This window comes from Ruegeria sp. AF8, assembly GCF_056541825.1.
Map to the genome: position 1 here is coordinate 741,468 of NZ_JBQFYW010000001.1, position 22,605 is coordinate 764,072.

Here is a 22,605-nt window from a genome sequence, read left to right on the forward strand (position 1 = left end):
GACTCTGGCCCCGCCGGGGCCAGGGCTATCTCTGACCGCAGTCAAGGTACGTGATGAGACGACTGGCCCCTTTGCATTCCGACGACCTGCCACCCGAGGACGAGCGCGCCTCGGGCTGGCGCACGATCCGCAAGGTGGCTCCGTATCTGTGGCCCGAGGATCAGCCCTGGGTCAAGAAACGGGTTGTGCTGGCCATGGCGATGCTGGTGCTGGCCAAACTGATCGCGGTCTATACGCCGATCCTCTACAAGGGCGCGGTGGACAGCCTGGCCCAGGACGGCGCGCCGCCGATGCTGCTGGGGGCGGTTGGCCTGACCGTCGCCTATGGCGTGGCGCGGATGCTGACCGTCGGATTCCAGCAGTTGCGCGACGCCCTGTTCGCGCCGGTCGGGCAGCGGGCGCTGCGGGCGCTGGCACTGGAGACCTTTCAGCACATCCACCGCCTGTCGATGCGCTATCATATCACCCGCCGTACCGGCGGTCTCAGCCGAATCATCGAACGCGGGGTGAAAGGCGTTGAATTCCTGTTGCGCTTTCTGCTGTTCTCCATCGGGCCGCTGATCCTGGAACTGCTTTTGGTCGCCATCATTCTGATGTGGCTGTTTGATGTCTGGTATCTGGTCGTCGTGGCCGTGACCATCGCGCTCTATATCTGGTTCACCTTCGCGGTGACAGAATGGCGGGTGAAACTGCGCCGCGAAATGAACGATCAGGATACCGAGGCCAACCAGCGCGCCATCGACAGCCTGCTGAATTTCGAAACCGTCAAATATTTCAACGCGGAAGAGCGCGAAGCGCAGCGCTATGACGTATCGATGAAAGCCTATGCGCAGGCGGCCCTGAAAACCGCCTATTCTCTGGCTTTCCTGAATTTCGGTCAGAGTTTGCTGATCACCTGCGGGCTGATCGCGGTGATGGTTCTGGCCGCCCACGGCGTGCAGAATGGCACGCTGACGGTGGGCGATTTCGTCATGGTCAACGCCTATATGATCCAGATCACCGTGCCGCTCAACTTTCTCGGCACCGTCTATCGCGAGATCCGGCAGGCGCTGGTGGACATGGGCCAGATGTTCCAACTGCTCGGGCAACCATCGGAGGTCACCGACAAGCGCGACGCCCCGCCACTTGCAGTCAATGGCGGCGAGGTGGTGCTGGACAGGGTCCATTTCGGCTATGATCCCGACCGCGAGATCCTCAAGGGGATTTCCCTGACCGTCCCGGCCGGGCAGACGGTGGCCATCGTCGGTGCCACCGGTTCCGGCAAATCGACCATCGGACGGCTGTTGTTCCGCTTTTACGACGTCACCGGCGGCGCGCTGACAATCGACGGGCAGGACGTGCGGGACGTGACGCAGACCAGCCTGCACGCGGCCATCGGCGTGGTGCCGCAGGATACCGTGCTCTTCAACGACACGATCCGCTACAACATCGCCTATGGCCGCGAAGGCGCCAGCCAGACCGAGGTGGAAGAGGCCGCGCGCGCCGCGCAGATCCACGACTTCATCGTCACTTTGCCCGAAGGCTATGACACCAGGGTGGGCGAACGCGGCCTGAAACTGTCGGGCGGCGAAAAGCAGCGCGTGGGCATCGCCCGTACCCTGCTCAAGAATCCGCCGATCCTGTTGCTCGACGAGGCCACATCGGCGCTCGACACCGAGACCGAGCAGGAAATCAAGGGCGCTCTGGCGCGCGCGGGCGAAGGGCGCACGGTGATCACTATCGCCCATCGCCTGTCCACCATCGCCGAGGCCGACCGTATCGTGGTGCTGGAGCGGGGCGAGATCGTCGAACAGGGCAGGCATGACGAGTTGCTGCTGCGCGAGGGCCGCTACGCCCAGCTCTGGAGCAGGCAACAAGCCGATGCCGAGGTCGCCTGATCAATCGCCGCTTGGGCGGCCAGGTGGCGCACGGACCACCCAGCGCGATCTTGCCTAGCTCGATTCAACTTTCACGATTGACCGCAGGACTGAATTTTTTCTACGTACCTCTCAATCGTGGGCCTCGCCGTGTGTGGCGGCGAGTTCTTCGGTTCGGTAAAATCGAATTATGTGGAACACTCGAATGAAGAATATTTTTGGCGCGTCGGTTCTGGCCGTGCTGGTCTCTATGCTCCCCGCCCACGCTGAAGATCTGCAATTTCTGCTGACCAATGAAAGCAGTGCCGATCTGGTGGAATTCAACCTGTCGCCGGCATCGTCGGATGATTGGGAAGAAAACTTGCTTGCGGGTGGTTATCTCGCCCCCGGCTACGAAACGGAAGTCCTGATCGCGGACGGCCTGACAACCTGCATATACGACCTGCGCGGCGGGTTCGCGGATGGCACCTCGGTCGAGGATTTCGATCTCGATCTGTGCGATCTGGGCGGCTACACCTTCACAGACTGATTGTGGCGGGCTCAGCACCGGGTAGGGCCTCGCTTTTTTCGGAAAGCGGGGCAACCCGCTCCACAATGGCTGTCTCGGTCTGCGCGGGAAGAAGCGCTGGCGGGCAGATGCCTGATTGCGCGGCCGCTTTGAGAGTTTGCTTGCGAGTGTTATGATGGAGACTGTTTCAGGAGGTCTCATCATGCATCGAAACCTGCGACTGACTCTATTTTTGACAATTCTGATTGCAAGCCCGTCCTTCCTTTCCGCCGTGGCCCATGCCGATCCGATCGTCGGCGTCTGGAAAACAGAACCGGACCGCAAAAACCTGATTTCGCACATCCAGATTTCCGCTTGCGGCAGCAAGTTCTGTGGCAAGATCCTGTCGGCCTATGACTCGTCGGGGAAACAGGTCCAGACCCCGAATATCGGCAAACGGCTGTTCTGGGACGTTGCGAACGAGGGGGGTGGAAAATACGGGGGCGGCGAATTCTGGGTGCCGTTGGTCAACGTTCAGGCGGTACCCCAGATGACGCTGAATGGAGACACGCTGAAGGTCAAGGGCTGTGCCCACCACATCTGCGGTCACCAGTCCTGGTCACGGCTTTGAGGTGGCTGTAAATCCTGCAGGCTGACGACCCGGTATGCAGGCCATTGCCAATGGAAAAGGGCCGGATCGACCCGGCCCCTTGATGTCTATTCCGCCGCTTTCAGCGGTGATGCTGAAGGCGGGCTGCTGTCCTTGTCATCGTTGTTGTCCGGGCGCGGCCGGTCGCCATCTTCCCAGATAACCTCGGTTGCCTGCGCGCCGATCGCCGCGCGGCCCAGCGCCATGTCCTGCGCGATGCGGCTGGACCGGCCTGCGGTCAATCGTGCGAGTGCCCGGCCCAGCCAGATGATATAGGTCGTTACCCACACCCGCAGCGCCAGGAACGATGGCGTCACGATCAGCGTCAGCACCGTCGCGATACCCAGCCCGAACACCACCGCCGTGGCCAGCTGTTTCCACCACAGCGCCGTCGGGCTGTCGATTGAATAGCCGCCATTGATGAAATCCAGCGACAGGCCGAACATCATCGGCGTCAGACCCGCCATCGTGGTCAGCGTGGTCAGCAAAACGGGGCGGATGCGCGCCTCGGCGGTGCGCACGATGGCCTCGATCTTGGGCATGTAGCGGCTGTATTCCTGATAGGTGTCGATCAGCACGATATTATTGTTCACCACGATCCCGGCCAGCGCCACGATACCGGTACCGGTCATGATGATCGAGAACGGCTGATCCATCACCATCATACCGACCAGAACGCCTGTGGTGGACAGCACCACCGCCAGCAGCACCAGCACCGAATTGTAGAAACTGTTGAACTGCGCCAGCAGGATCACGAACATCAGCCCCAATGCCGCAAGGAACGCGCTGGACAGGAATTCCTGACTTTCCGCCTGATCCTCCTGATCGCCGGTCCATTCCCAGCTTATGCTGTTCGGGAAGGGGCTGGTGTTCAACCACTCGGTCAGCGCCACGATACGCTCATTGGGGTTGATCGGCGCGAACCGCGCCTCTCCGCCGGTGATCCGGTCCTGCAGACCGCCGGCACTTTCAACTTCAAACAGGCTGATCAGTTCATAAATCTTGCCGTCGCTCTTTTCCACCGTTGCCTCTTGCGGGGATGTCCCTTCTTCGACTTCCCGCACGATGGCCAGGGTCTGATCCGTCCCGTCCGCGCCGGTGCCCACGATCTTGGTCAGCCCGCTTTCGACATCCGCCTTGACGTCATAATAGCGTTCCTGATCGACCCGGTTGATCTGCGCCAGCTTCTTGACCGGCTGGCGGGTGATGAAGTTCGACAGCGGTACCAGCCCGTCCGGCGTGCGTACCTTGAGCGTGTCCAGCGTGGACAGCACCCGGTCCTCTTCGGGCAGGCGCACGCGGATCTCGATTTCCTCGTCGTTGCTTTCGGGCCGCATCTCGCCCAGCAGGATGCCGCGCGTCACCAGTTGCACCATCGCGCCGACGGTGGCCACATCCGCACCGAACCGGCCTGCCTTGGCTACATCCACGTCGATCTGCCAGTCGATGCCGGGCAGGGGCAGGTTGTCTTCGATCCGGATCAGGCCCGGTGTGGTCTCGAACTTCTCCCGGGCGGCCTCTGTGGCGGCAGTCAGCGCGCTCCAACCGTCGCCCTTGATGCGCAGATGCACCGGCTTGGCCGAGGCCGGGCCGCGCCCAAGAACCTCAATCTCAACCTCGAACCCGGGCAGCTTCGCCAGTTCCGCGTTAAGCTGTTCGATCACCGTGTTGCCGGCATAGTCGGGCGCCACCACCTCGCGCGAGATCAGGCCGCCCACGAACGGTTCCTCCACTTTCGGGCGGTCCTCCCACGGGATGATTTCGAACTGCACCCGCCCGACCGTATCGGCGGGCGCCTGCGAGCCGCCGGTGTTCTGGTTCAGCCCGCCTTCACCGGCAAAAGCAAAGACATTTGTAATCGCCGGATGCGCCTCGATCACCGCTTCGGTCACCTGCACCATCGCGTCCTTTTCGGTCAGCGACAGGTTGCCTCGTGCCCGCACATAGGCGGTGGCCTGTTCCGGCTCGCTGTCGACAAAGAATTCGACGCCGCGGTTGTTTTCGCCATAGGCGGACATCACGCTGAAAACCGCAAACGCCACTGCCGCGATCGAAACGATCGGCATGACCGGGTTGCCGACGAGGAATTTGATGAAATGCCCGAACGCCGTGTGCTCTTCGGCGGAATGCACGTGATCTTCACTGCGTTCGATCCGCGCCGCGCCCAGCGTGACCGATCCGGCGAATGCGCCGAACAAAAACAGGAACACGCCCAGGGCCGTCCCCCCCGAAGCGCCTTCGGGCAACAGGTAATACGGATTCAGAAGCTGCATCGCGCCCAGGAAGATCAGGTAAAGGGCAGGGGGCACCAGCGCCGCCCGCACCACCCAGGGCGTGCGTTCCCGCAGCCAGTCCGAGATGTGGCCGAACACCCGGCTCAACCGCCCCGAGACACCACCCATCACCGGCAGATAGATCAGTGCCACCACCAGCGAGGCCGACAAAACAAAGATCAGCGTGACCGGCAGCATCCCCATGAACTCGCCGGGAATGCCGGGCCAGAACAGCATCGGCAGGAACGCGCACAAGGTCGTCGCGGTCGAGGACACGATGGGCCAGAACATCCGCTGCGCCGCCTCGACATAGGCGTGCATCGGGCCGACGCCTTCCTTGATGCGCTTGTCGGCATATTCCACCACCACGATGGCGCCATCGACCAGCATCCCCACCGCCAGGATCAGGCCGAACATCACGATATTCGAAATGCTGACCCCCATCACTGCGAGGAAGGCGAAACACAGCAGGAACGAGGTCGGGATCGCGAACCCCACCAGCAGCGCTGCGCGCGAGCCGAGCGAGGCCAGAACCACGATCATCACCAGCGCGATGGCGGTCAGCACGGACCCTTCAAGCTGGCTGACCATCGACCCCACGACGCGGCTCTGGTCGTTCGAAGTGCCGACCTCGACCGCCGCCTTCAACTCGTCGGGCCATTTCTCACGCGATGTCGCAACCGTCTGTTTCACCGCTTCGACGGTATCGATGAGGTTGAAACCCTTGCGCTTGACCACTTGCAGCGCGACCGTGGGCTCTCCGTCGAAACGGGCGGTGCCCTCGCGGTCTTCGAAGGTATAGTTGATCTCGGCCAGCTCGCCCAGTGTCACCACCCGGTCGCCGTTGACCTTGACCGGCAGGCCATAGACATCCTGCGCCGTCGTGAATGAGGCGGGGATCTTGACCGAGAAGGTGCCCTGTTCGGTCTCGACCTCGCCGGCGGCAATAAGCTGGTTGTTGTTCCGCACCACATTGATCAGTTCTGCGGCAGTGACGTTATAGGCCTCCAGTCGCAGCGGATCGATGATCACTTCCAGCAATTCGTCGCGGTTGCCCGCGATGCCGGCCTCCAGCACCGAATCCAGCGCTTCCAGATCGTCCTGCAGATCCTTGGCAATGCGCGCCATCGTCCGTTCCGGAACGGCGCCGGTCAGGTTGACGATGACGATCGGGAATTCCGAGAAATTGATTTCGTTCAGCGTATATTGCTCGGCCCCGTCAGGGAACTCGGCCTGCGCCGTGTTCATGGCGTCGCGCACATCAGCGGTGATCGCGGTCTTGTCCCAGCCGAATTCAAACTCCAGCGCCACACCGGCATAGTTCTCGGCGGCGGTCGAACTCATCTTCTTGAGCCCGTCGAGATCGGCCAGTTCGGTTTCCATCGGTTTGACCAGCAGGTTCTCGCTGTCTTCCGCTGAAATGCCGGGGAACTGAACCGAAACGAACAGGGCGGGGATTTCGATATCCGGTTCGCCTTCCTTGGGCAGGCTGACATAGGCGAACCCGCCGACAACCAGTGAAATCGCGATAAAGGCAAGAACCATCCGCGCCCGTGCGGCGGCCCAGTCGACGATGCCGATCATTCCGACGCCTCCCGATAGGTCGGCGCGACGGCGACACCCTTGGTCACGAATTCCTGACCGACGACGATCACGTCAGCGGTTTCGGGCAGCCCGCCCAGCCACACGCCTTCGGTGGTATCGCGCAACAGGCGGACCGGCAGAAAATCCACGACATTGCCCGACGCGACGGCGCGGACCCCCAACTGCCCGTCATTGTTCAGCGTCAGCGCCGATTGCGGCAACAGATGCGCCTTGGCCCCCTCGGACGAGATCGCGATCGAGGCGGTCTGACCGTCGCGAATGGTCAGATCCGGGTTGGGAACGGTGATTTCCACTTCGAAGGTGCGGGTGGTCTCGTCGGCAGACCGGCTCAGGAACGTGACGCGGCCCTGAACCTGCCGGCCCGTGGCCAGCGTGGCGCCGGCTTCGGCGCCGACCGTGATCCGGTTCACCTCGGTTTCGGGAACGAATCCCACCAGTTTGATCGGATCAAGCTGGATCACCGTCGCGCACAGACTGCCGGCTTCGCGCTGCATCAGGCTGCCCAACTCGGCGGCATCGCTTTCCAGCAGACCGTCGAACGGTGCTTCGATCGTCAGGCGGTCGATTTCCCGCTGGGCTGCGGCAACGGCGGCGGCTGCCGCTTCGATCCCTGCCCGTGTCGCCTCCAGCCCGGCCTCGGCGGTCTTGATCCCCGCTTCGGCGGCGCGCATCGCCGCTTCGGTCGAAACGCGCCGCGTTTCCGATGCGTATCCGGTTTCCGACAGCTTCTGGGCTGCGGTGTGATTTATTCTCGCTTCGGCCAGCCGGGCGCGGGCCTCGTCAAGCAGGGCCTCTGCCTCAGGTTGCCGGCTTTCCGCCTCGATCTTTCTGGCCTTGGCTTCGGCCAGGCTGGCAAAGCGTGTGCCGGGGTCGAGTTCACACAAAAGATCGCCGGCTTTCACAAATGCGCCTTTGCGACGGGGCTCCGAAATCACGGTTGAAGTGGTTTCTGCGCGCACTTCGACCTGACGGTTCGCCTTGGTCTGGCCGCGCAGAAACACCGCACTGTCGATTTCGCGTGCCACTGACCGCAACGCAACGACGGCAACGGCGTTCGGGGCGATGTCTTCCTGGCCGGTTTCCGCCGCGTCTTCGGTGCCCTGACTGTCCTGCGGCTGCGCCGCGGCCGCATCGTAACCGGCAAAGGCCAGCAGGGCCGGTCTTTCAAAAACAAGCAGATAAAGCGCAGTGATCACCAAAATTGCGGTGAGGACGGGGATCAATCGCATTTTATGCCCTTCTCAAATCTGTCCCGATTGCCGGATTCTTCGGCATTTGACTTCAGATGGGGACGCACAGACGACTTGTCCATACTGAACGGATTAGTTCAGTTTATTTTTTTTGCTCCTGCAACGCAAGGCTGATCGAATTGGTCGATCCGGGGTACTTGGCTTGCCGGTTGCGGCGGGGTATGACAGGCGCGACACAGCCTGAAACAACACCCGGGGGCAGGGATGAGTGACGTTGACAGTTTCATCGATGAGGTGACCGAAGAGGTGCGCCGCGACCGCCTGTTCCTGCTGTTGAAGAGGTGGGGATGGATTGGGGCGCTGGCCGTCGTCGCCATCGTTGGCGGCGCCGCGTTCAATGAATACCGCAAGGCCCAGACGACGGCGGCAGCCGAGAAGCTGGGCGATGAGATCATCGCCGCTCTGGCCGAAAACGACGCGGCGGATCGCGCCGCCGGGCTTGAGCGGATCGAGGCCGAATCCGCCGGTGGCGAAGCGGTGCTGCAAATGATGATCGCCGCTGCGCAGGCCAATTCCGGTTCGGCGGAAAGTGCCGCCCAGGGTCTGAACCAGGTGGCTTCCGACGGCGAGGTGCCGGAAATCTACCGCCAGATCGCCGCCTTCAAGGCGCTGCTGATTCAGGGCGACGCTCTGCCTGTCGCCGACCGCCGGCAACAGTTCGAGGCCCTGGCCCAACCCGGCGCTCCGCTGCGCCTGCTGGCCGAAGAGCAGCTTGCCCTGATCGACATCTCCGAGGGTGATGGGAACGCGGCCCTGTCGCGGCTCGAGGCACTGCGCCAGGACGCCGAGGTCAGCGTGGACTTGCAACAGCGTGCAACACAGTTGATTGTGGCGCTGGGCGGTACGCCCGAACCCATTCCCGGACAGCAGGGTTGAAACGGATCTGACCCGGTCCCAGGGCTATGGCGAAACACAGGCGAGTTCAGAATACGATGGCTAACACGACCTTCCCCCGCCTCGGGGTTACACTGATGGGGCTGGCGATCATGACGCTGGCAGCGTGCCAGCCACCCGAGGCGATCCTGTCGGGCGAACGCGAAGATATTCGCCCCACCGAGGACGCGGTAAGCAAGGCCGTGGGTTCTCGGCCCATTCGCCTGCCGTCTCAAAAGGCTAATGCAAGCTGGGCGCAAAGCCCGGGAACCGCGGCCTATCGCACAGCCAACCCGGCGCTGCGGGCGGTGCCACAACCGGTCTGGTCGGTTCCGATCGGCAGCGGCGATTCCCGCCGTCAAAGGATCACCGCCGACCCGGTTGTTGCGGGCGGTCTGGTCTATACGCTCGATTCGGCGGCAACCGTCACCGCGGTTACGCCCCAGGGCGGGACCGTCTGGAGCACCGACCTGATCCCGGCGGGGGAAAGCGAGGCGCAGGCCACCGGCGGCGGGCTGGCCTATGACGGCGGCGTGCTTTACGTGTCGTCGGGCTTTGGCCGTCTGACAGCGCTGGATGCCAAGACGGGAGCGATCCGCTGGCAGCAGAAACTGAACGCAACCGGCAGCGGCACGCCCACGATTCGCGACGGGCTGCTCTATCTGGTGGCAGGGGACGACACCGGCTGGGCGATCCGGACCAAGGATGGCCGCATCGCCTGGCAGATCGACGCCACGCCCAGCGTCGGAAACGTTCTGGGCGCTCCGGCCCCGGCAATGACCTCGGATCTGGTTGTCTTTGCCTTTGGCTCCGGCGATATCACGTCGAGCTTCCGCAAGGGCGGGATCGTGCGCTGGAACGCTTCTATCGCCGGCGGCCGCAAGGGCCGCGCGGTTGCCCAGATCGGTGACGTGACCGGCGGGCCGGTGGTGTCGGGCAATGCGATCTATGTCGGCAATCATTCCGGACGCACCGTGGCGTTCCGCGCCGACTCGGGTGAGCGGATCTGGACCGCCGACGAAGGCGCGCTCGGCCCGGTCTGGCCGGTGGCGGACAGCGTCTTTCTGGTCAGCGACCGCAATCAACTGCTCCGGGTGAACGCCTCGGACGGGTCGGTCATCTGGGCGCGTGATCTGCCCGGCTTCGTCAAGGACAAGCCCCGCAAACGCGGCGCGGTCTATGCCCATTACGGCCCGATCATGGCTGGCGGCAAGGTGATCGTGGCCTCGGGCGACGGCTTCTTGCGTTTCTACGATCCGGTCGACGGCACCATGACCAACCGGATCGAGGTTCCCGGCGGCGCCACCACCGCGCCCGTCGTGGCAGGCCAGACGCTTTATGTCGTCTCGTCCAAGGGCCAATTGCACGCTTTCCGTTGACGCCCGGACGCGTTATAGGGCGCGTCTGAGTCTTGAAAGTTGAGTGACATGTCTCTGACCCTCGCCATCGTGGGGCGCCCGAATGTGGGCAAATCCACCCTGTTCAACCGCCTCGTGGGCAAACGTCTGGCCCTGGTCGACGACCAGCCCGGGGTGACCCGCGACCTGCGCGAAGGCGAAGGGCGCCTGGGCGATCTGCGCTTTACCGTGATCGACACGGCAGGGCTTGAGGACGCCACCGACGACAGCCTGCAGGGCCGGATGCGGCGCCTGACCGAGCGTGCAGTGGACATGGCCGATGTCTGCCTGTTCCTGATCGACGCCCGCGCCGGGGTGACGCCGGTGGACGAGATCTTTGCGGACATCCTGCGCAAGCGCTGCGACCACGTGATCCTCGCGGCCAACAAGGCCGAGGGGTCGGCGGCGGATGCGGGCGTGCTCGAAGCCTACGGCCTGGGACTGGGCGAGCCGATCCGTCTGTCGGGCGAGCATGGCGAAGGCATGACCGACCTCTATGCGCAGCTCATGCCGCTTGCCGACGCCATGGATGCGCAAGCGACCGAAGATGCGCCCGAGACCGATGTCGACCTGGATGACAGCGAAGACGCCGATCCGGAGGATGAGCTGCCCCGGATCACACCGCAAAAACCGTTGCAGGTTGCCGTCGTCGGCCGCCCCAACGCGGGCAAGTCAACGCTGATCAACAAGATTCTCGGCGAAGACCGCCTGCTGACCGGTCCCGAGGCCGGCATTACCCGCGACGCCATTTCCCTGCGCACCGACTGGGGTGGTACGCCGATGCGCATCTTCGACACCGCCGGCATGCGGAAGAAGGCGAAGGTGCAGGAAAAGCTGGAAAAGCTCTCTGTTTCCGATGGCCTGCGCGCGGTGAAATTCGCCGAGGTCGTCGTGGTCCTGCTGGATGCGGCCATTCCCTTCGAACAGCAGGACCTGCGCATCGCCGACCTGGCCGAGCGTGAAGGCCGGGCCGTGGTGGTCGCAGTCAACAAATGGGATGTCGAGGAAAGCAGACAGGACAAGCTGCGCGAACTGAAAGAAGCGTTCGAACGCCTTTTGCCGCAACTGCGCGGCGCACCGCTTATCACGGTTTCGGCCAAAACGGGCAGGGGGCTCGACCGCCTGCATGATGCGATCCTGCGCGCCTATGACGTCTGGAACCGCCGGGTTCCGACGGCGGCGCTGAACCGCTGGCTGACCGGCATGCTGGAACAGCACCCGCCGCCCGCGCCGCAGGGCAAACGGATCAAGCTGCGTTACATGACCCAGGCCAAGACCCGCCCGCCGGGCTTCGTGGTGATGTGCTCGCATCCCGACAAGATGCCCGCCAGCTATACGCGTTATCTGGTCAACGGGTTGCGCGCCGATTTCGACATGCCCGGCACCCCGATCCGTCTGACCCTGCGCGGGCAGGGGGACAAGAACCCCTATAAGGGACGGCGCAAGAAAAACGCCGGTGCGCTGGCCAAGCATCTCAAGGGGCGGTCCTGACCGCCCTTTCTTCTTTCATACCATATCGCCGGTGCTTTCAAATTCTGCGCCGACACTCATGGAAACATCCCGCGCGATCGTTTCAAACACCCAGTTCCGAAATTTTCATTGGATTTTTGGAATCGGAACAGGTTTTCTGGTCGGAATATCCTTGATTGGAAACCGCATGCGCCCGGCTTTCAAGATTTCTCGCCCCGGGAGCCCGCGCGGTTTCAGGCTGTGACGAATTTTTTTGAGAGTGTTGGCTATGCGTTCAGAATTCCTTGTCTTCTCGGCCATTGGTCTTTGGCTTGCCGCGACGCCGGGGCTTACCCAATCCGCCCTTTCAAATCCCGATGCAATCGCACTGCATGACCGGATTCTGACAATTGACACGCATATCGACATCGGTCCCGGTTATGGAACCGCGGCGCTTGATCCGGGAGTGCTCAACCATGCACAGGTCGATTTGCCTTCGATGCGCATCGGCGGGCTGGATGCCGGGTTCTTCGTCGTTTTCACTCCGCAAGGCAACCTGAACGAAGGCGGCTATGGGCAGGCCAAGGAAATCGCCGACGAAGGATATCGGGGAATTCTGCGGATGCTCCGCGCCAATTCGGATCGGATCGAACTCGCGCGCTCCGCCGATGACGTCGAGGCTCTGAATGCACAAGGCAAACTCGCAGCACTTATTGGCATTGAAAACAGTTATCCACTGGGGGCCACGCCGCAGCAAATCACCGATGCCGTCGCCCTTTGGGACCGGCGCGGCGCGCTTTATGCGTCGATTACGCATTTTGGACATAACCAGTTCGGCGGGTCATCCAACCCATCCCCCAGCCGCGAAGAAGGGCCCGATGCCGGGCTGACCGATCTTGGTCAGGTGTTGGTGGCGGCGCTGAATGACCACGGGATAATGGTGGATGTCAGCCATGTCGGCAAACAAACCGTCTCTGACGTCATCGCGCTGTCGCGGGCGCCGGTTATTGCCACCCACTCGACGGTGGCGTCGGTCCATGACAATCCGCGTGGCCTGACCGACGAACAGCTTTTGGCAATTCGCGACACAGGCGGCGTTGCACAGATTACTGCATATCGTTCGTACATCGCCGATATCGATCCCCGGATCGACGCCGCGCTTGGCGTTCTCAGAACCAGACTGGGTCTGACCTCGTTTGCGGATTACGTGGCCGCCTCGCCAGAGACGATTAGGGAATTTCTGCGCGAGCAGAAGCGAATACGCAAAAGGTTTGATGACGTGACCCTTGCCCAGTTTCTTGATCACGTGGATCACGCTGTCAAAGTTGCCGGAATCGATCATGTCGGATTGTCCGGCGATTTTGATGGCGGCGGCGGCGTCGCCGGGTGGGACAACGCCGCGGATTCGCCCAATGTCACGGCCGCTTTGATGGAAAGGGGATATTCCGAAGAGGATATCGCGAAACTTTGGGGGCTCAACGTCTTGCGCGTCATGCGCGATGTACAGGCAGCCGCGACCAGGTAATGGCCCGCTTCTGCCGTGTTTCTGTTTAAAGACGTTCCCGGCAAATCAATGAGAAGAACAGCGTAACTGCGCCAATTCGCAGCATTTTCACCTCAGACACGTGACAACGCCCCGAACCTGGCGTTAGCATGAATGCGCGCACAAGATTCTGCGCGCGGCTTGCTCCCTGCAGGCCGCAACCATTTTTGAACTCGGTTTGGGCCAGCCAGCGTCGGGAGCGTAGGGCATGGATCTGAGAAGTTACACACGCCAGTACGCGGTGCAGGACAACCGGCGCGCTGCGTTCAGCTATTTCGGCACTTTCGCGGTCTATTTCACCGCGCTGTGGCTGGCGATCCGGTATGTGGACCAGTGGTTCATCCTGCTCCCGGCGGGGATCGTATTCGCTTTCTGCGCCGTGCGCCTTTATGTACTGCAACACGATTGCGGCCATCACTCGCTGTTTGAAACACGCGGTCAGAACGAACTGGCGGGCCATGTGCTGTCGCCGTTCACCTTTGCGCCATTCGAAGTGATGAAGCAGAACCACAACCTGCATCATGCGGGCGTCGGCAATCTGGAGCATCGCGAAACCGGCGAGATTCACACCATGACCCTGCGGGAATGGAACGCGGCGGACTGGAAGACGCGGCTGTTCTACCGGCTCTACCGCAACCCGTTCTTCCTGGTTCCGATCGGGGCGCTGTTCACCTATTTCATCCGCTACCGCTGGCCCAAGAACACCACCCGTTTCGGGGTTGGCGGCGTGTTGCTACACAACCTGTCGATCGCGGTGATGCTGGGCCTGCTGTATCTCGCCGCCGGCGCGACCGGTGTTCTGGTCTGGCTGGTCTTTTCCTTCCTCGGCGGCATGCTTGGGGTGTTCCTCGTCTACCTTCAGCACAATTTCGAGGACACCTATTGGGACCGCCGCCCGGATCTCGATCCGCAACTGGCGGCGCTGCAAGGCTCGTCGGCTCTGGATTTCGGCTGGTGGTTCGACGCGTCGGTGGCCTGCATCACGCTGCATGACATCCACCATTTCAACGCCCGCATCCCGTCATACCGGCTGCGCGCCTGCCACTACAACCTGCCCGCCGAATACACCCCGCGCCGCATCGGGTTCATCGAGGCGGTGATGGCGCTGAACCTCAAGCTGTGGGACGAAGACCAAAAACGCCTGGTGCCGTTCCCCAACAGCTCGTCGGCCGATCCCGTGGCGTCGGCCGGATAATCTGCTAGACACATGTTGAAACGCGCCTGACACAATACAAGGAGCAGAAATGAGCCCGGTCACACTCGTACGCGGCATTGGCACGGCACTGGCCAAAGCCCTCAAGGACCACGGTATCGAAAACGTCTCGGCGCTCGCCAAGGCAACGCCCGAGCAACTGGTCAAGGTGCCCGGCATCGGCAAGGCGCGCGCGCCCGTCCTGATCGCCGCGGCCCGCGAACTCGCCGTATCCGAACCCGCGACCAAACCTCCGGCGCGCGCCACACGCGGGCGCAAGCCGTCGGCAAGCAAGGCCAAGAACCGCCGCGCGGCACCAGCCGCCGTCGCGGTCCTGACCGAGGTTCAAAAGGCCGAAGCCGACCGCAAGGCAGCGCAGGAGGCGGCCGAGCTTGAAAAGATCGAGGCCAAGGCGCGCAAGAAAGCCAAGGCAAAGGCCAAGGCCGAAAAGGCCGCCAGACAAAAGGCCGAGATGGAGGCCAAGATCAAAAAGGCCAAGGACAAGATCAAGGCCAAGAAAGACAAAAAGAAAAAAGACAAGAAGAAGAAAGACAAGAAAGAAAAGAAGGACAAGAAAAAGGCGAAGAAGTAACGCCTTCCCCCTTGTCCCGGCGAAACCGGCCCCGCGATCTGCGGCGCCGGTTTTCTTATGCCAGCGTGCCGTCCATTTGCAGCGTCAGCTTGCCGCCCAGATAGGGCGCCAGCACCTCGGGCAGGGTGACGGTGCCGTCCTCGTTCTGCCCGTTCTCCAGCACCGCGATCAGGCAGCGCCCCACCGCCAGTCCCGAGCCGTTCAGCGTATGCACGAATTCGGGCTTGCCGCCGCCTTCGGGACGGAACCGGGCATTCATCCGGCGGGCCTGGAAATCGCCGCAGGTCGAGACCGAGCTGATCTCGCGATAAGTGTCCTGCCCGGGCAGCCACGCTTCGATGTCATAAGTACGGCGCGCGCCGAACCCCATGTCGCCGGTGCACAGAACCACGGTGCGATAGGGGATGCCCAGCTTTTCCAGAATCCCCTCGGCGCAGCGCAGCATGCGCTTTTGTTCCTCTTCCGATTTGTCGGGATGGGTGACCGACACCATCTCGACCTTTTCGAACTGGTGCTGGCGCAGCATGCCGCGCGTGTCCTTGCCCGCCGACCCGGCCTCGGACCGGAAGCACAACGAATGCGCGGTGTAGCGGCGCGGCAAATAGCTTTCCTCGATCATCGTATCATTGACGATATTGGTCAGCGACACCTCGGAAGTCGGGATCAGCCACCACCCCTCGCGGGTCTGATAGCTGTCTTCGCCGAATTTCGGCAACTGGCCGGTGCCCTGCATCATCTCGGACAGCACCAATACCGGGCCGTTGACTTCGGTCAGGCCGTTTTCATTGATATGCGTGTCAAGCATGAACTGCGCCAGCGCCCGGTGGATGCGCGCGACGCCGCCGGACAGCAGCACAAAGCGCGAGCCGGACAGCTTGGCGGCGGTTTCGAAATCCATGCCGTTCTGGACGCTGGCGATCTCGAAATGCTCTTTGGGCGCAAAATCCATCTCGCGCGGGGTGCCCCAGCGGTTCACTTCGACATTGTCGTCTTCGTCCGCCCCCTGCGGCACGTCCTCGGCCGGCAGGTTGGCGATACGCGACATCTGATCGCTCAGCAGAGCATCCAGGTCCTTGGCCTCGTTCTGCATCCGCGCGATTTCGGCCTTTTTCTCGGCCACCAGCGCGCGCAGCCGCGCGAACTCGGCTTCATCGCCGCGTGCCTTGGCGGCGCCGACCTCCTTGCTGGCCTTGTTCTGCTCGGCCTGCGCGGTCTCGGCCGCCAGGATCTTGGCGCGCCGCTCCTCGTCGAGGCGCAGCAGGTCCGACGACACCGGCGCGTCCCCACGGCGCGCAAGAGCGGCGTCGAAGGCGGCGGGATTTTCGCGAATGGCGCGGATGTCGTGCATGTTTCAGGTCCTTGAACGGTGATTCACTCGCCCGGTTATGCACCATATGAAAGGCAGGGTGTAGCACTGGTGGACAGCATTGCGCAAAGAAAAGTCCCGGCGTTGCGGACCGGCCCGATTGTCATTGGGAACAATACTTTCCCGTCCGTCCCACCCGGTGGTGAAGGCTGCATCACCATCTCGTCAGTCAAAACACCGGCATGGCCGCGTAGCTGTTCGACACCCGCCCTGAATTGTAAAAAGCAATTGAACCGGTTGGCTGCGACAGAACCGCCGGGGATCATAAGGGCATCAGCCCCCCGGATCGCCCTGCATTGCGCGAAACCTTGCGATCACGGCGGTGCGCACCTCGTCGGGCTGTGCCTCCAGCGCGTCCGCCAGACATCGCAATTCGCGACGCGTCTGATGCAGCTGGTCGATGAGCGTCAGCACGACGGGGACCGTATCCGCCGGAACCGACATTTCCTTTCTCAGGTCGCACAACAGGCGCAGGCGCGCGATGTCGACCTCGTCGAAAACCGGGCCCGAGGGGCTTTGCGCGGGGCGCACCCAGCCTTCCCTGACCCAGACCCGCAATTCCCGCAGGCTCAGGCGTTCGACGCGCTGCACAACGGCCCGTTCATCCAGTTTCATACCCGTCTCCGTAAATCCTTGCGCGGGTCGAACCCCGCGTGATCCCGCCAGCGTTTGGCCAGTTCCTCCATCTCGGCGTCGATCCTGTCCGGCATCATGATCCTGAGGCGCACATACTGATCTCCCGCCTCTCCGGTGGGCAAAGCAACCCCCTTTCCCTTCAGCCGCAGCCTGTGCCCGGATGACACGCCCTTGGGAACCGTCATCGAAACCGTGCCGGAAATGGTCGGCACATCGACCTTTGCCCCCAACACCGCCTCATCAAATGAAATCGGCAGTTCCATCTCGATATCGTTGCCCTCTCGCGAAAATACCGGATGGGGCCGGATGCCGATGGTCACAAGCGCGTCGCCCGCCGGACCCCGGCCATGGCCCAGCCCGCCCTTGCCGCGCAGGCGCAAGGTCTGGCCATCCTTTACCCCGGCGGGGATGGAAATCTCGATCTTCTTTCCGTCCGGCATGGTGACGCTGCTTTTCGCGCCTCGCGCGGCGTCCAGAAAATCCACGTCGAGGTGATAGCGCGCATCAGGTCCGCGCGCATGAAACTCCTGTTGGAAACCACCCCCGCCGCCACGCGCGCGCTGACCGAAAAGTTCCGAGAACAGGTCCGACATATCGTCGTACTCGCCACCGCCCGGATCATACCGGCGGCCTGCATCCTGTCCGGCATAGTGGTGATAATACTGCCGCTCGGGCCGTTCCTGACCGCTGGCGTCGATCTCCCCGGCGTCGAACCGCCTGCGCTTGTCCGGATCGCCCAACAGGTCATAGGCGGCCGACACCGCCTGAAATTGCGCCATCTTGTCCGGGTCGTCGGGGTGAAGATCGGGATGCAGGGATTTCGCAAGCTTGCGATAGGCTTTCTTGATCTGCTCCTGCGTCGCCGTTTTCGCAACGCCGAGGATGTCATAGGGATCGTCACTCATCTGCCGCTGTCCACCCGAGCTGTTCTAGACTGTCAGTCACCGCCTCTCCAAAGCCTAGGGCCGCGACAGCGGGCAGGTCAACCGCGGGCCTGCCTTTGCCGGTTAGGTTCGTGCCGCCTTGACCCGCCCGGCTTTTTGTCGCGACCCGTTCGGGATCGGTGGGGCGCGTCAGCGATCACCGGACCAGCGGGCGCAACCGAAAACTCCGAAGCGTACAAATTGCACGATCGGGGTCGGGGGAGCGGTACAAAATGCACAAAACCGCGCAATCATGCCGTCTTGCAAACACCTGTCCCAACGCATAGGTTCGCGCCAAATTCGCGGGTCCGGCCCGCTTTTCTGGACAAAGGAATATCCTATGGATGGTGGCGCAATCGCCCAATTTCTCCCGCTGATCCTGATCTTCGGGATCATGTATTTTCTGCTGATCCGTCCTCAGCAAAAGAAGATGAAGGCCCATCAGGCCATGGTCGACGCGCTGCGCCGTGGCGACCAGGTGGTCACCCAGGGCGGCCTCATCGGCAAGGTCGCCAAGGTCAAGGAAGACGGCGAGGTCGAGGTCGAGATCGCAGAGGGCGTCAAGGTGCGGGTGGTCAAGGCGACCATCGCGCAGGTTCTGAACAAGACTGAACCGGCGAACTGATTTCGTTCCGCAATTCCTTGAAAAGGCAGGGTAATGCTGCAAATTGATACCTGGAAGCGGGTTCTGATCTGTCTGGTCTGCGTGGCCGGCCTGCTGATGGCCCTGCCAAATGCGTTCTACACGCGCGTCGAACAGTCGAACGACGCGCGCGCCGCCATCGAATTGGGCAACGACACGCCCCAGATGCAGGCGGAAGCGGCTCAATGGCCCAGCTGGATGCCTTCGTCTCTGGTCAATCTGGGCCTTGATCTGCGCGGCGGCGCGCACCTGCTGGCCGAAGTTCGGGTGGCCGATGTCTACGAATCCCGGATGGAGGCGATGTGGCCCGAAATCCGCGACGCGTTGCGCGGCGAACGCGCGACGGTGGGCACGATCCGCAAACAGCCTTCGGCCCCCGATGAGATTCGCGTACGTATCAGCCAGCCCGAAGGCATGTCCCGCGCCCTCGAAGTGGTACGCGGTCTTGCTCGCCCGATCCAAAGCCTGACCGGAGCCGGGGCCACGGATATCGAGGTGCGGGCCGACGGCGATATGGTTGTCGTGCAACTGTCGGATGCGGAAAAACTGGCCTCGGACGATCGCACCGTGCGGCAGGCGCTGGAAATCGTACGTCGCCGGATCGACGAGGTCGGCACTCGCGAACCCACGATCCAACGGCAGGGCGCCGACCGCATCCTGATTCAGGTGCCGGGTATCGGCAGCGCCGGCGAGTTGAAAGAGATCATCGGCACCACCGCGCAACTGACCTTCAACCCGGTGGTTTCACGCGGAACCGATCCCGATGCCCAGCCGGGTGTTGGCGAAAAGCTCGTACCGTCCATCGACGAAGGGGGTGTCTATTACATCATCGAGTCCGCCCCGGTCGTTACCGGCGAAGAACTGGTGGACGCACAGCCCTCGTTCGATCAGAACGGGCGGCCTGCGGTGAATTTCCGGTTCAACACCTCGGGCGCGCGCAAGTTCGGCGACTATACCCGCGACAATATCGGCGCGCCTTTCGCCATCGTTCTGGATGACGAGGTGATCTCGGCCCCGGTGATCCAAAGCCATATCCCCGGCGGCTCGGGCATCATCACCGGCCGCTTCACCGTCGAGGAAAGCACCCATCTGGCCGTGCTCTTGCGCGCGGGTGCATTGCCCGCCGGTCTGGAATTCCTCGAAGAACGAACCATCGGCCCCGAACTGGGCCAGGACAGCATCGACGCGGGCAAGGTGGCGACCATCGTGGCCTTTGTCGCGGTGCTGGCTTTCATGGCGCTCAGCTATGGCCTGTTCGGCGTCTTCGCCAATGTCGCGCTGATCATCAATGTCGGGCTGATCTTTGGCCTGCTGTCGCTGATCGGGGCCACGCTGACCCTGCCGGGCATCGCCGGGATCGTGCTGACGGTCGGCATGGCGGTGGACGCCAATGTGCTGATCTTCGAGCGTATCCGGGAGGAGTTGAAAACCGCCAAAGGTCCTTCGCGCGCCATCGAACTGGGCTATGAAAAGGCTCTGTCGGCCATTCTGGACGCCAACATCACCACCTTCATCACCGCAACGATCCTGTTTGCCATGGGCAGCGGCCCGGTTCGCGGCTTTGCCATCACACTGGGTCTGGGCATCCTCACCTCGGTCTTCACCGCGATCTTCGTGACACGGTTGATGATCGTGATGTGGTTCGAAAGCCGCCGCCCGAAAACGATCGAGGTTTGACATGCGACTGAGACTTGTTCCCAAGGAAACCTCCTTCGATTTCTTTAGCCGGTGGAAGCTGTGGCTGGGCATCTCGGCGCTGCTGATGGTAGTGGGCTTTGCCTCGTTCCTGCTTCAGGGGCTGAACTTTGGCATCGACTTCCGCGGCGGTACCACCATCCGCACCGAAAGCGCGCAGGTTATCGACGTCGGTGCCTATCGCGACGCGATCTCGCCGTTGGAACTGGGTGACGTGACCATCACCGAAATCTTCGACCCCACTTTCGGCCCGGACGAAAACGTCGCGATGATCCGCATTCAGGCGCAGGAGGACGCCGAGGCGGTAAGCGCGACCGTGATCAACCAGGTACAAGACGCGCTGCGTGGTGTGATTCCGGATATCGAGTTCGTGTCCGTCGAATCCGTCGGTCCAAAAGTCTCGGGCGAGTTGATCCAGACCGCCGTGATCGCCGTCGTGCTCGCGATTGCCGCCGTCCTCGTCTATATCTGGCTGCGCTTCGAATGGCAGTTCGCGCTGGGGGCGGTGGCCGCGCTGGTGCATGACGTGATTCTGACCATCGGCATTTTCTCGGAACTTCAGATCCGGTTCGATCTGGCGATCATCGCGGCGCTGCTGACCATTGTCGGCTATTCGCTGAACGATACCGTGGTGGTGTTCGACCGGGTGCGTGAAAACCTGCGGAAGTACAAAAAGAAAGACCTCAAAGAGGTGCTGAACGTGTCGATCAACGAAACGCTTTCCCGGACGGTGATGACCTCGGTCACCACGTTGCTGGCGCTGATCTCGCTTTATGTGCTGGGCGGGGACGTGATCCGTGGTTTTGTCTTTGCGATGATCTGGGGCGTGATCGTGGGCACCTATTCGTCGATCTTCGTGGCTTCGACAGTGCTGTTGTGGCTGGGCGTCAAACGCGACTGGTCCAAGCCATCCAACACCGCAGGCAATCAGTTCGCCAATATCGATGCCTGACGAACTGCTTCAGGCCCTGGCCGCGCCGGGGCTTGTCTGGATGTTGGTCGCGATCGGGGTCGCGGGGCTAGTCCGCGGCTTTACCGGTTTCGGAACGGCGATGATCTTCGTGCCGGTGGCGACCCAGTTCCTGCCCACGGCCAATGTCGTCTTCGTGATGGCCGCGACCGGGTTTGCCTCGATCCTTGCTCTGGCGCCGCAGGCCTGGCGGGAATGCGACCGGGCCGAGGTCAGTTCGCTGGCGCTGGCCGCCGCCGTGATGGTCCCGGCTGGGTTGTGGATCATGACCAGCCTCGATCCGGTGACGCTGCGCTGGCTGGCAAGCGGCGTGATCGGGCTGACCCTGCTGGCGGTCGTCACCGGCTGGCGCTGGCACGGGCAACTGGGCTGGCCGGGGCGGTTCGCCATCGGCGGCGGTGCCGGGGTGGTGGGCGGCATGACGGGGCTGACCGGGCCGGTCATAATCGTCTTTTATCTTGCCAACGCGCGCGACGTGCGCAAGGTGCGGGCAAACACGATCATCTTCCTTGCCATTCTCGATATCGTGATCGCGGCCAATATCCTGATCGGCGGGCTTGCGGGCCTCGGCGTGTTGTGGATGGCGTTCCTGTTTTCGATTCCCTATCTTGTGACCACGCTGATCGGCAAATCGCTGTTCGACCCGTCGCTGGAAAAGATTTACCGCACGGTGTCCTATGCGGTCATTGCGGTGGCCGTGATTACCGGGCTGCCGATTTTGGACTGAAAGGCATCAAAATGCGCCTCAACGAAATCTCCTTTACGGATGCGAAACCGGTCGATGGCTATGGCCCCGGCTTTTTCCGCATCGGCGGTGCGCTGTATCAGGGGGCCGTCCTGACCGGCCCGGCGGGAACAGCCGCCTGGGGCGGTTATACCGACGACCAGCCGCTGCTGGCTCTGTCGGAGCAGGTGGACGTTCTGTTGATCGGCACCGGCAGGGACATGGCACACATTCCCGCCGGTCTGCGCCGCACCCTCGAAGATGCCGGTATCGGCATCGAGATCATGAACTCCCCGGCCGCCTGCCGCACCTATAACGTCCTCCTTGCCGAGGGCCGCCGTATCGCGCTGGCCCTGATCCCGGTTTAGCGGGTTCCAATCTTCATCTGACCCGAAATACCGCGGGGAGCGCCAATGGCGGCGGCCTGGCCCCGGGCTCCGACAATGCTCACATGCACGCTCATCGAACCCCTGCGGCAAATC

The 22,605-nt window shown here is 62.5% G+C and carries 19 protein-coding genes; 14 read left to right on the forward strand and 5 right to left on the reverse strand.

Features of this window, described 5'->3' with window-relative positions; all coding sequences use genetic code 11:
• The first annotated feature begins 53 nt into the window (after positions 1-53).
• The 3 genes from ACR0AO_RS03755 to ACR0AO_RS03765 all read left to right on the forward strand — a co-directional run bounded on the left by ACR0AO_RS03755 (position 54) and on the right by ACR0AO_RS03765 (position 2,974).
• Complete coding sequence (locus ACR0AO_RS03755) at positions 54-1,877, forward strand: ABCB family ABC transporter ATP-binding protein/permease (RefSeq protein WP_480600040.1); 1,824 nt, start codon at positions 54-56, stop codon at positions 1,875-1,877.
• A 184-nt stretch (positions 1,878-2,061) separates the two neighbouring features.
• Positions 2,062-2,385 (forward strand): hypothetical protein, encoded by a 324-nt coding sequence (locus ACR0AO_RS03760; protein WP_480600042.1) that lies wholly within the window; start codon positions 2,062-2,064, stop codon positions 2,383-2,385.
• A gap of 181 nt (positions 2,386-2,566) precedes the next feature.
• Positions 2,567-2,974 carry a DUF2147 domain-containing protein gene (locus ACR0AO_RS03765; RefSeq protein WP_480600044.1) on the forward strand — a complete coding sequence of 136 codons (408 nt, stop codon included), beginning with the start codon at positions 2,567-2,569 and terminating at the stop codon, positions 2,972-2,974.
• A gap of 86 nt (positions 2,975-3,060) precedes the next feature.
• On the opposite strand, the gene ACR0AO_RS03770 is transcribed toward ACR0AO_RS03765, so the two are convergent.
• Positions 3,061-6,849: an efflux RND transporter permease subunit gene (locus ACR0AO_RS03770; protein ID WP_480600046.1), complete on the reverse strand. Its 3,789-nt coding sequence runs from the start codon at positions 6,847-6,849 to the stop codon at positions 3,061-3,063.
• Positions 6,846-8,099: an efflux RND transporter periplasmic adaptor subunit gene (locus ACR0AO_RS03775; RefSeq protein WP_480600048.1), complete on the reverse strand. Its 1,254-nt coding sequence runs from the start codon at positions 8,097-8,099 to the stop codon at positions 6,846-6,848. Before ACR0AO_RS03775 ends, ACR0AO_RS03770 begins: the two co-directional genes overlap by 4 nt.
• Before the next feature lie 225 nt (positions 8,100-8,324).
• On the opposite strand from ACR0AO_RS03775, the gene ACR0AO_RS03780 reads away from it, so the two are divergent.
• The 6 genes from ACR0AO_RS03780 (at position 8,325) to ACR0AO_RS03805 (ending at position 15,166) form a co-directional block, all read left to right on the forward strand.
• Entirely contained in the window at positions 8,325-8,996 is a 672-nt protein-coding gene (locus ACR0AO_RS03780) for a hypothetical protein (RefSeq protein WP_480600051.1), read from the forward strand.
• Positions 8,997-9,052: 56 nt separating this feature from the next.
• Complete coding sequence (locus ACR0AO_RS03785; protein ID WP_480600054.1) at positions 9,053-10,372, forward strand: PQQ-like beta-propeller repeat protein; 1,320 nt, start codon at positions 9,053-9,055, stop codon at positions 10,370-10,372.
• Positions 10,373-10,420: 48 nt separating this feature from the next.
• Positions 10,421-11,881 carry a ribosome biogenesis GTPase Der gene (gene der / locus ACR0AO_RS03790; RefSeq protein ID WP_480600056.1) on the forward strand — a complete coding sequence of 487 codons (1,461 nt, stop codon included), beginning with the start codon at positions 10,421-10,423 and terminating at the stop codon, positions 11,879-11,881.
• Between the two features lie 247 nt (positions 11,882-12,128).
• Positions 12,129-13,364: a dipeptidase gene (locus tag ACR0AO_RS03795; protein WP_480600058.1), complete on the forward strand. Its 1,236-nt coding sequence runs from the start codon at positions 12,129-12,131 to the stop codon at positions 13,362-13,364.
• A gap of 226 nt (positions 13,365-13,590) precedes the next feature.
• Positions 13,591-14,577, forward strand: coding sequence for a fatty acid desaturase (locus ACR0AO_RS03800; protein WP_480600062.1), 987 nt, complete (start codon positions 13,591-13,593; stop codon positions 14,575-14,577).
• A gap of 49 nt (positions 14,578-14,626) precedes the next feature.
• A complete protein-coding gene (locus tag ACR0AO_RS03805; RefSeq protein WP_480600064.1) occupies positions 14,627-15,166 on the forward strand; it encodes a helix-hairpin-helix domain-containing protein in 540 nt (179 codons plus the stop codon).
• A gap of 55 nt (positions 15,167-15,221) precedes the next feature.
• Here the strand turns inward: ACR0AO_RS03805 and serS are convergent, their stop codons facing one another.
• The 3 genes from serS to ACR0AO_RS03820 all read right to left on the reverse strand — a co-directional run bounded on the left by serS (position 15,222) and on the right by ACR0AO_RS03820 (position 18,073).
• The gene (gene serS / locus ACR0AO_RS03810) at positions 15,222-16,514 is read right to left on the reverse strand and encodes a serine--tRNA ligase (protein ID WP_480600066.1); all 1,293 of its coding nucleotides are present in this window, start codon (positions 16,512-16,514) and stop codon (positions 15,222-15,224) included.
• Between the two features lie 291 nt (positions 16,515-16,805).
• Positions 16,806-17,147, reverse strand: a complete 342-nt coding sequence (locus ACR0AO_RS03815) for a MerR family transcriptional regulator (RefSeq protein ID WP_480600068.1) — start codon at positions 17,145-17,147, stop codon at positions 16,806-16,808.
• Positions 17,144-18,073, reverse strand: coding sequence for a DnaJ C-terminal domain-containing protein (locus tag ACR0AO_RS03820; RefSeq protein WP_480600070.1), 930 nt, complete (start codon positions 18,071-18,073; stop codon positions 17,144-17,146). Before ACR0AO_RS03820 ends, ACR0AO_RS03815 begins: the two co-directional genes overlap by 4 nt.
• A gap of 358 nt (positions 18,074-18,431) precedes the next feature.
• On the opposite strand from ACR0AO_RS03820, the gene yajC reads away from it, so the two are divergent.
• Genes yajC through ACR0AO_RS03845 form a run of 5 tightly spaced genes read left to right on the forward strand, consistent with a single transcriptional unit; the run spans position 18,432 to position 22,491 of the window.
• Positions 18,432-18,716 carry a preprotein translocase subunit YajC gene (yajC, locus tag ACR0AO_RS03825; protein ID WP_480600072.1) on the forward strand — a complete coding sequence of 95 codons (285 nt, stop codon included), beginning with the start codon at positions 18,432-18,434 and terminating at the stop codon, positions 18,714-18,716.
• Between the two features lie 33 nt (positions 18,717-18,749).
• The gene (gene secD / locus ACR0AO_RS03830) at positions 18,750-20,411 is read left to right on the forward strand and encodes a protein translocase subunit SecD (protein ID WP_480600074.1); all 1,662 of its coding nucleotides are present in this window, start codon (positions 18,750-18,752) and stop codon (positions 20,409-20,411) included.
• Position 20,412: 1 nt separating this feature from the next.
• Positions 20,413-21,381: a protein translocase subunit SecF gene (gene secF, locus ACR0AO_RS03835; protein WP_480600076.1), complete on the forward strand. Its 969-nt coding sequence runs from the start codon at positions 20,413-20,415 to the stop codon at positions 21,379-21,381.
• On the forward strand, positions 21,374-22,126 hold the full coding sequence (locus tag ACR0AO_RS03840; protein WP_480600079.1) for a TSUP family transporter: 753 nt from the start codon (positions 21,374-21,376) through the stop codon (positions 22,124-22,126). Before secF ends, ACR0AO_RS03840 begins: the two co-directional genes overlap by 8 nt.
• An 11-nt stretch (positions 22,127-22,137) precedes the next feature.
• Entirely contained in the window at positions 22,138-22,491 is a 354-nt protein-coding gene (locus ACR0AO_RS03845; RefSeq protein ID WP_480600081.1) for an Mth938-like domain-containing protein, read from the forward strand.
• Positions 22,492-22,605: the final 114 nt, after the last annotated feature.

Excerpts from the sequence above, each read along its gene's own strand:
- ACR0AO_RS03755 (WP_480600040.1), top strand. The coding sequence starts at position 54 with ATGAGACGACTGGCCCCTTTGCATTCCGACGACCTGCCACCCGAGGAC.
- ACR0AO_RS03760 (WP_480600042.1), top strand. The coding sequence starts at position 2,062 with ATGAAGAATATTTTTGGCGCGTCGGTTCTGGCCGTGCTGGTCTCTATG.
- ACR0AO_RS03765 (WP_480600044.1), top strand. The coding sequence starts at position 2,567 with ATGCATCGAAACCTGCGACTGACTCTATTTTTGACAATTCTGATTGCA.
- ACR0AO_RS03770 (WP_480600046.1), bottom strand. The coding sequence starts at position 6,849 with ATGATCGGCATCGTCGACTGGGCCGCCGCACGGGCGCGGATGGTTCTT.
- ACR0AO_RS03775 (WP_480600048.1), bottom strand. The coding sequence starts at position 8,099 with ATGCGATTGATCCCCGTCCTCACCGCAATTTTGGTGATCACTGCGCTT.
- ACR0AO_RS03780 (WP_480600051.1), top strand. The coding sequence starts at position 8,325 with ATGAGTGACGTTGACAGTTTCATCGATGAGGTGACCGAAGAGGTGCGC.
- ACR0AO_RS03785 (WP_480600054.1), top strand. The coding sequence starts at position 9,053 with ATGGCTAACACGACCTTCCCCCGCCTCGGGGTTACACTGATGGGGCTG.
- der (WP_480600056.1), top strand. The coding sequence starts at position 10,421 with ATGTCTCTGACCCTCGCCATCGTGGGGCGCCCGAATGTGGGCAAATCC.
- ACR0AO_RS03795 (WP_480600058.1), top strand. The coding sequence starts at position 12,129 with ATGCGTTCAGAATTCCTTGTCTTCTCGGCCATTGGTCTTTGGCTTGCC.
- ACR0AO_RS03800 (WP_480600062.1), top strand. The coding sequence starts at position 13,591 with ATGGATCTGAGAAGTTACACACGCCAGTACGCGGTGCAGGACAACCGG.
- ACR0AO_RS03805 (WP_480600064.1), top strand. The coding sequence starts at position 14,627 with ATGAGCCCGGTCACACTCGTACGCGGCATTGGCACGGCACTGGCCAAA.
- serS (WP_480600066.1), bottom strand. The coding sequence starts at position 16,514 with ATGCACGACATCCGCGCCATTCGCGAAAATCCCGCCGCCTTCGACGCC.
- ACR0AO_RS03815 (WP_480600068.1), bottom strand. The coding sequence starts at position 17,147 with ATGAAACTGGATGAACGGGCCGTTGTGCAGCGCGTCGAACGCCTGAGC.
- ACR0AO_RS03820 (WP_480600070.1), bottom strand. The coding sequence starts at position 18,073 with ATGAGTGACGATCCCTATGACATCCTCGGCGTTGCGAAAACGGCGACG.
- yajC (WP_480600072.1), top strand. The coding sequence starts at position 18,432 with ATGGATGGTGGCGCAATCGCCCAATTTCTCCCGCTGATCCTGATCTTC.
- secD (WP_480600074.1), top strand. The coding sequence starts at position 18,750 with ATGCTGCAAATTGATACCTGGAAGCGGGTTCTGATCTGTCTGGTCTGC.
- secF (WP_480600076.1), top strand. The coding sequence starts at position 20,413 with ATGCGACTGAGACTTGTTCCCAAGGAAACCTCCTTCGATTTCTTTAGC.
- ACR0AO_RS03840 (WP_480600079.1), top strand. The coding sequence starts at position 21,374 with ATGCCTGACGAACTGCTTCAGGCCCTGGCCGCGCCGGGGCTTGTCTGG.
- ACR0AO_RS03845 (WP_480600081.1), top strand. The coding sequence starts at position 22,138 with ATGCGCCTCAACGAAATCTCCTTTACGGATGCGAAACCGGTCGATGGC.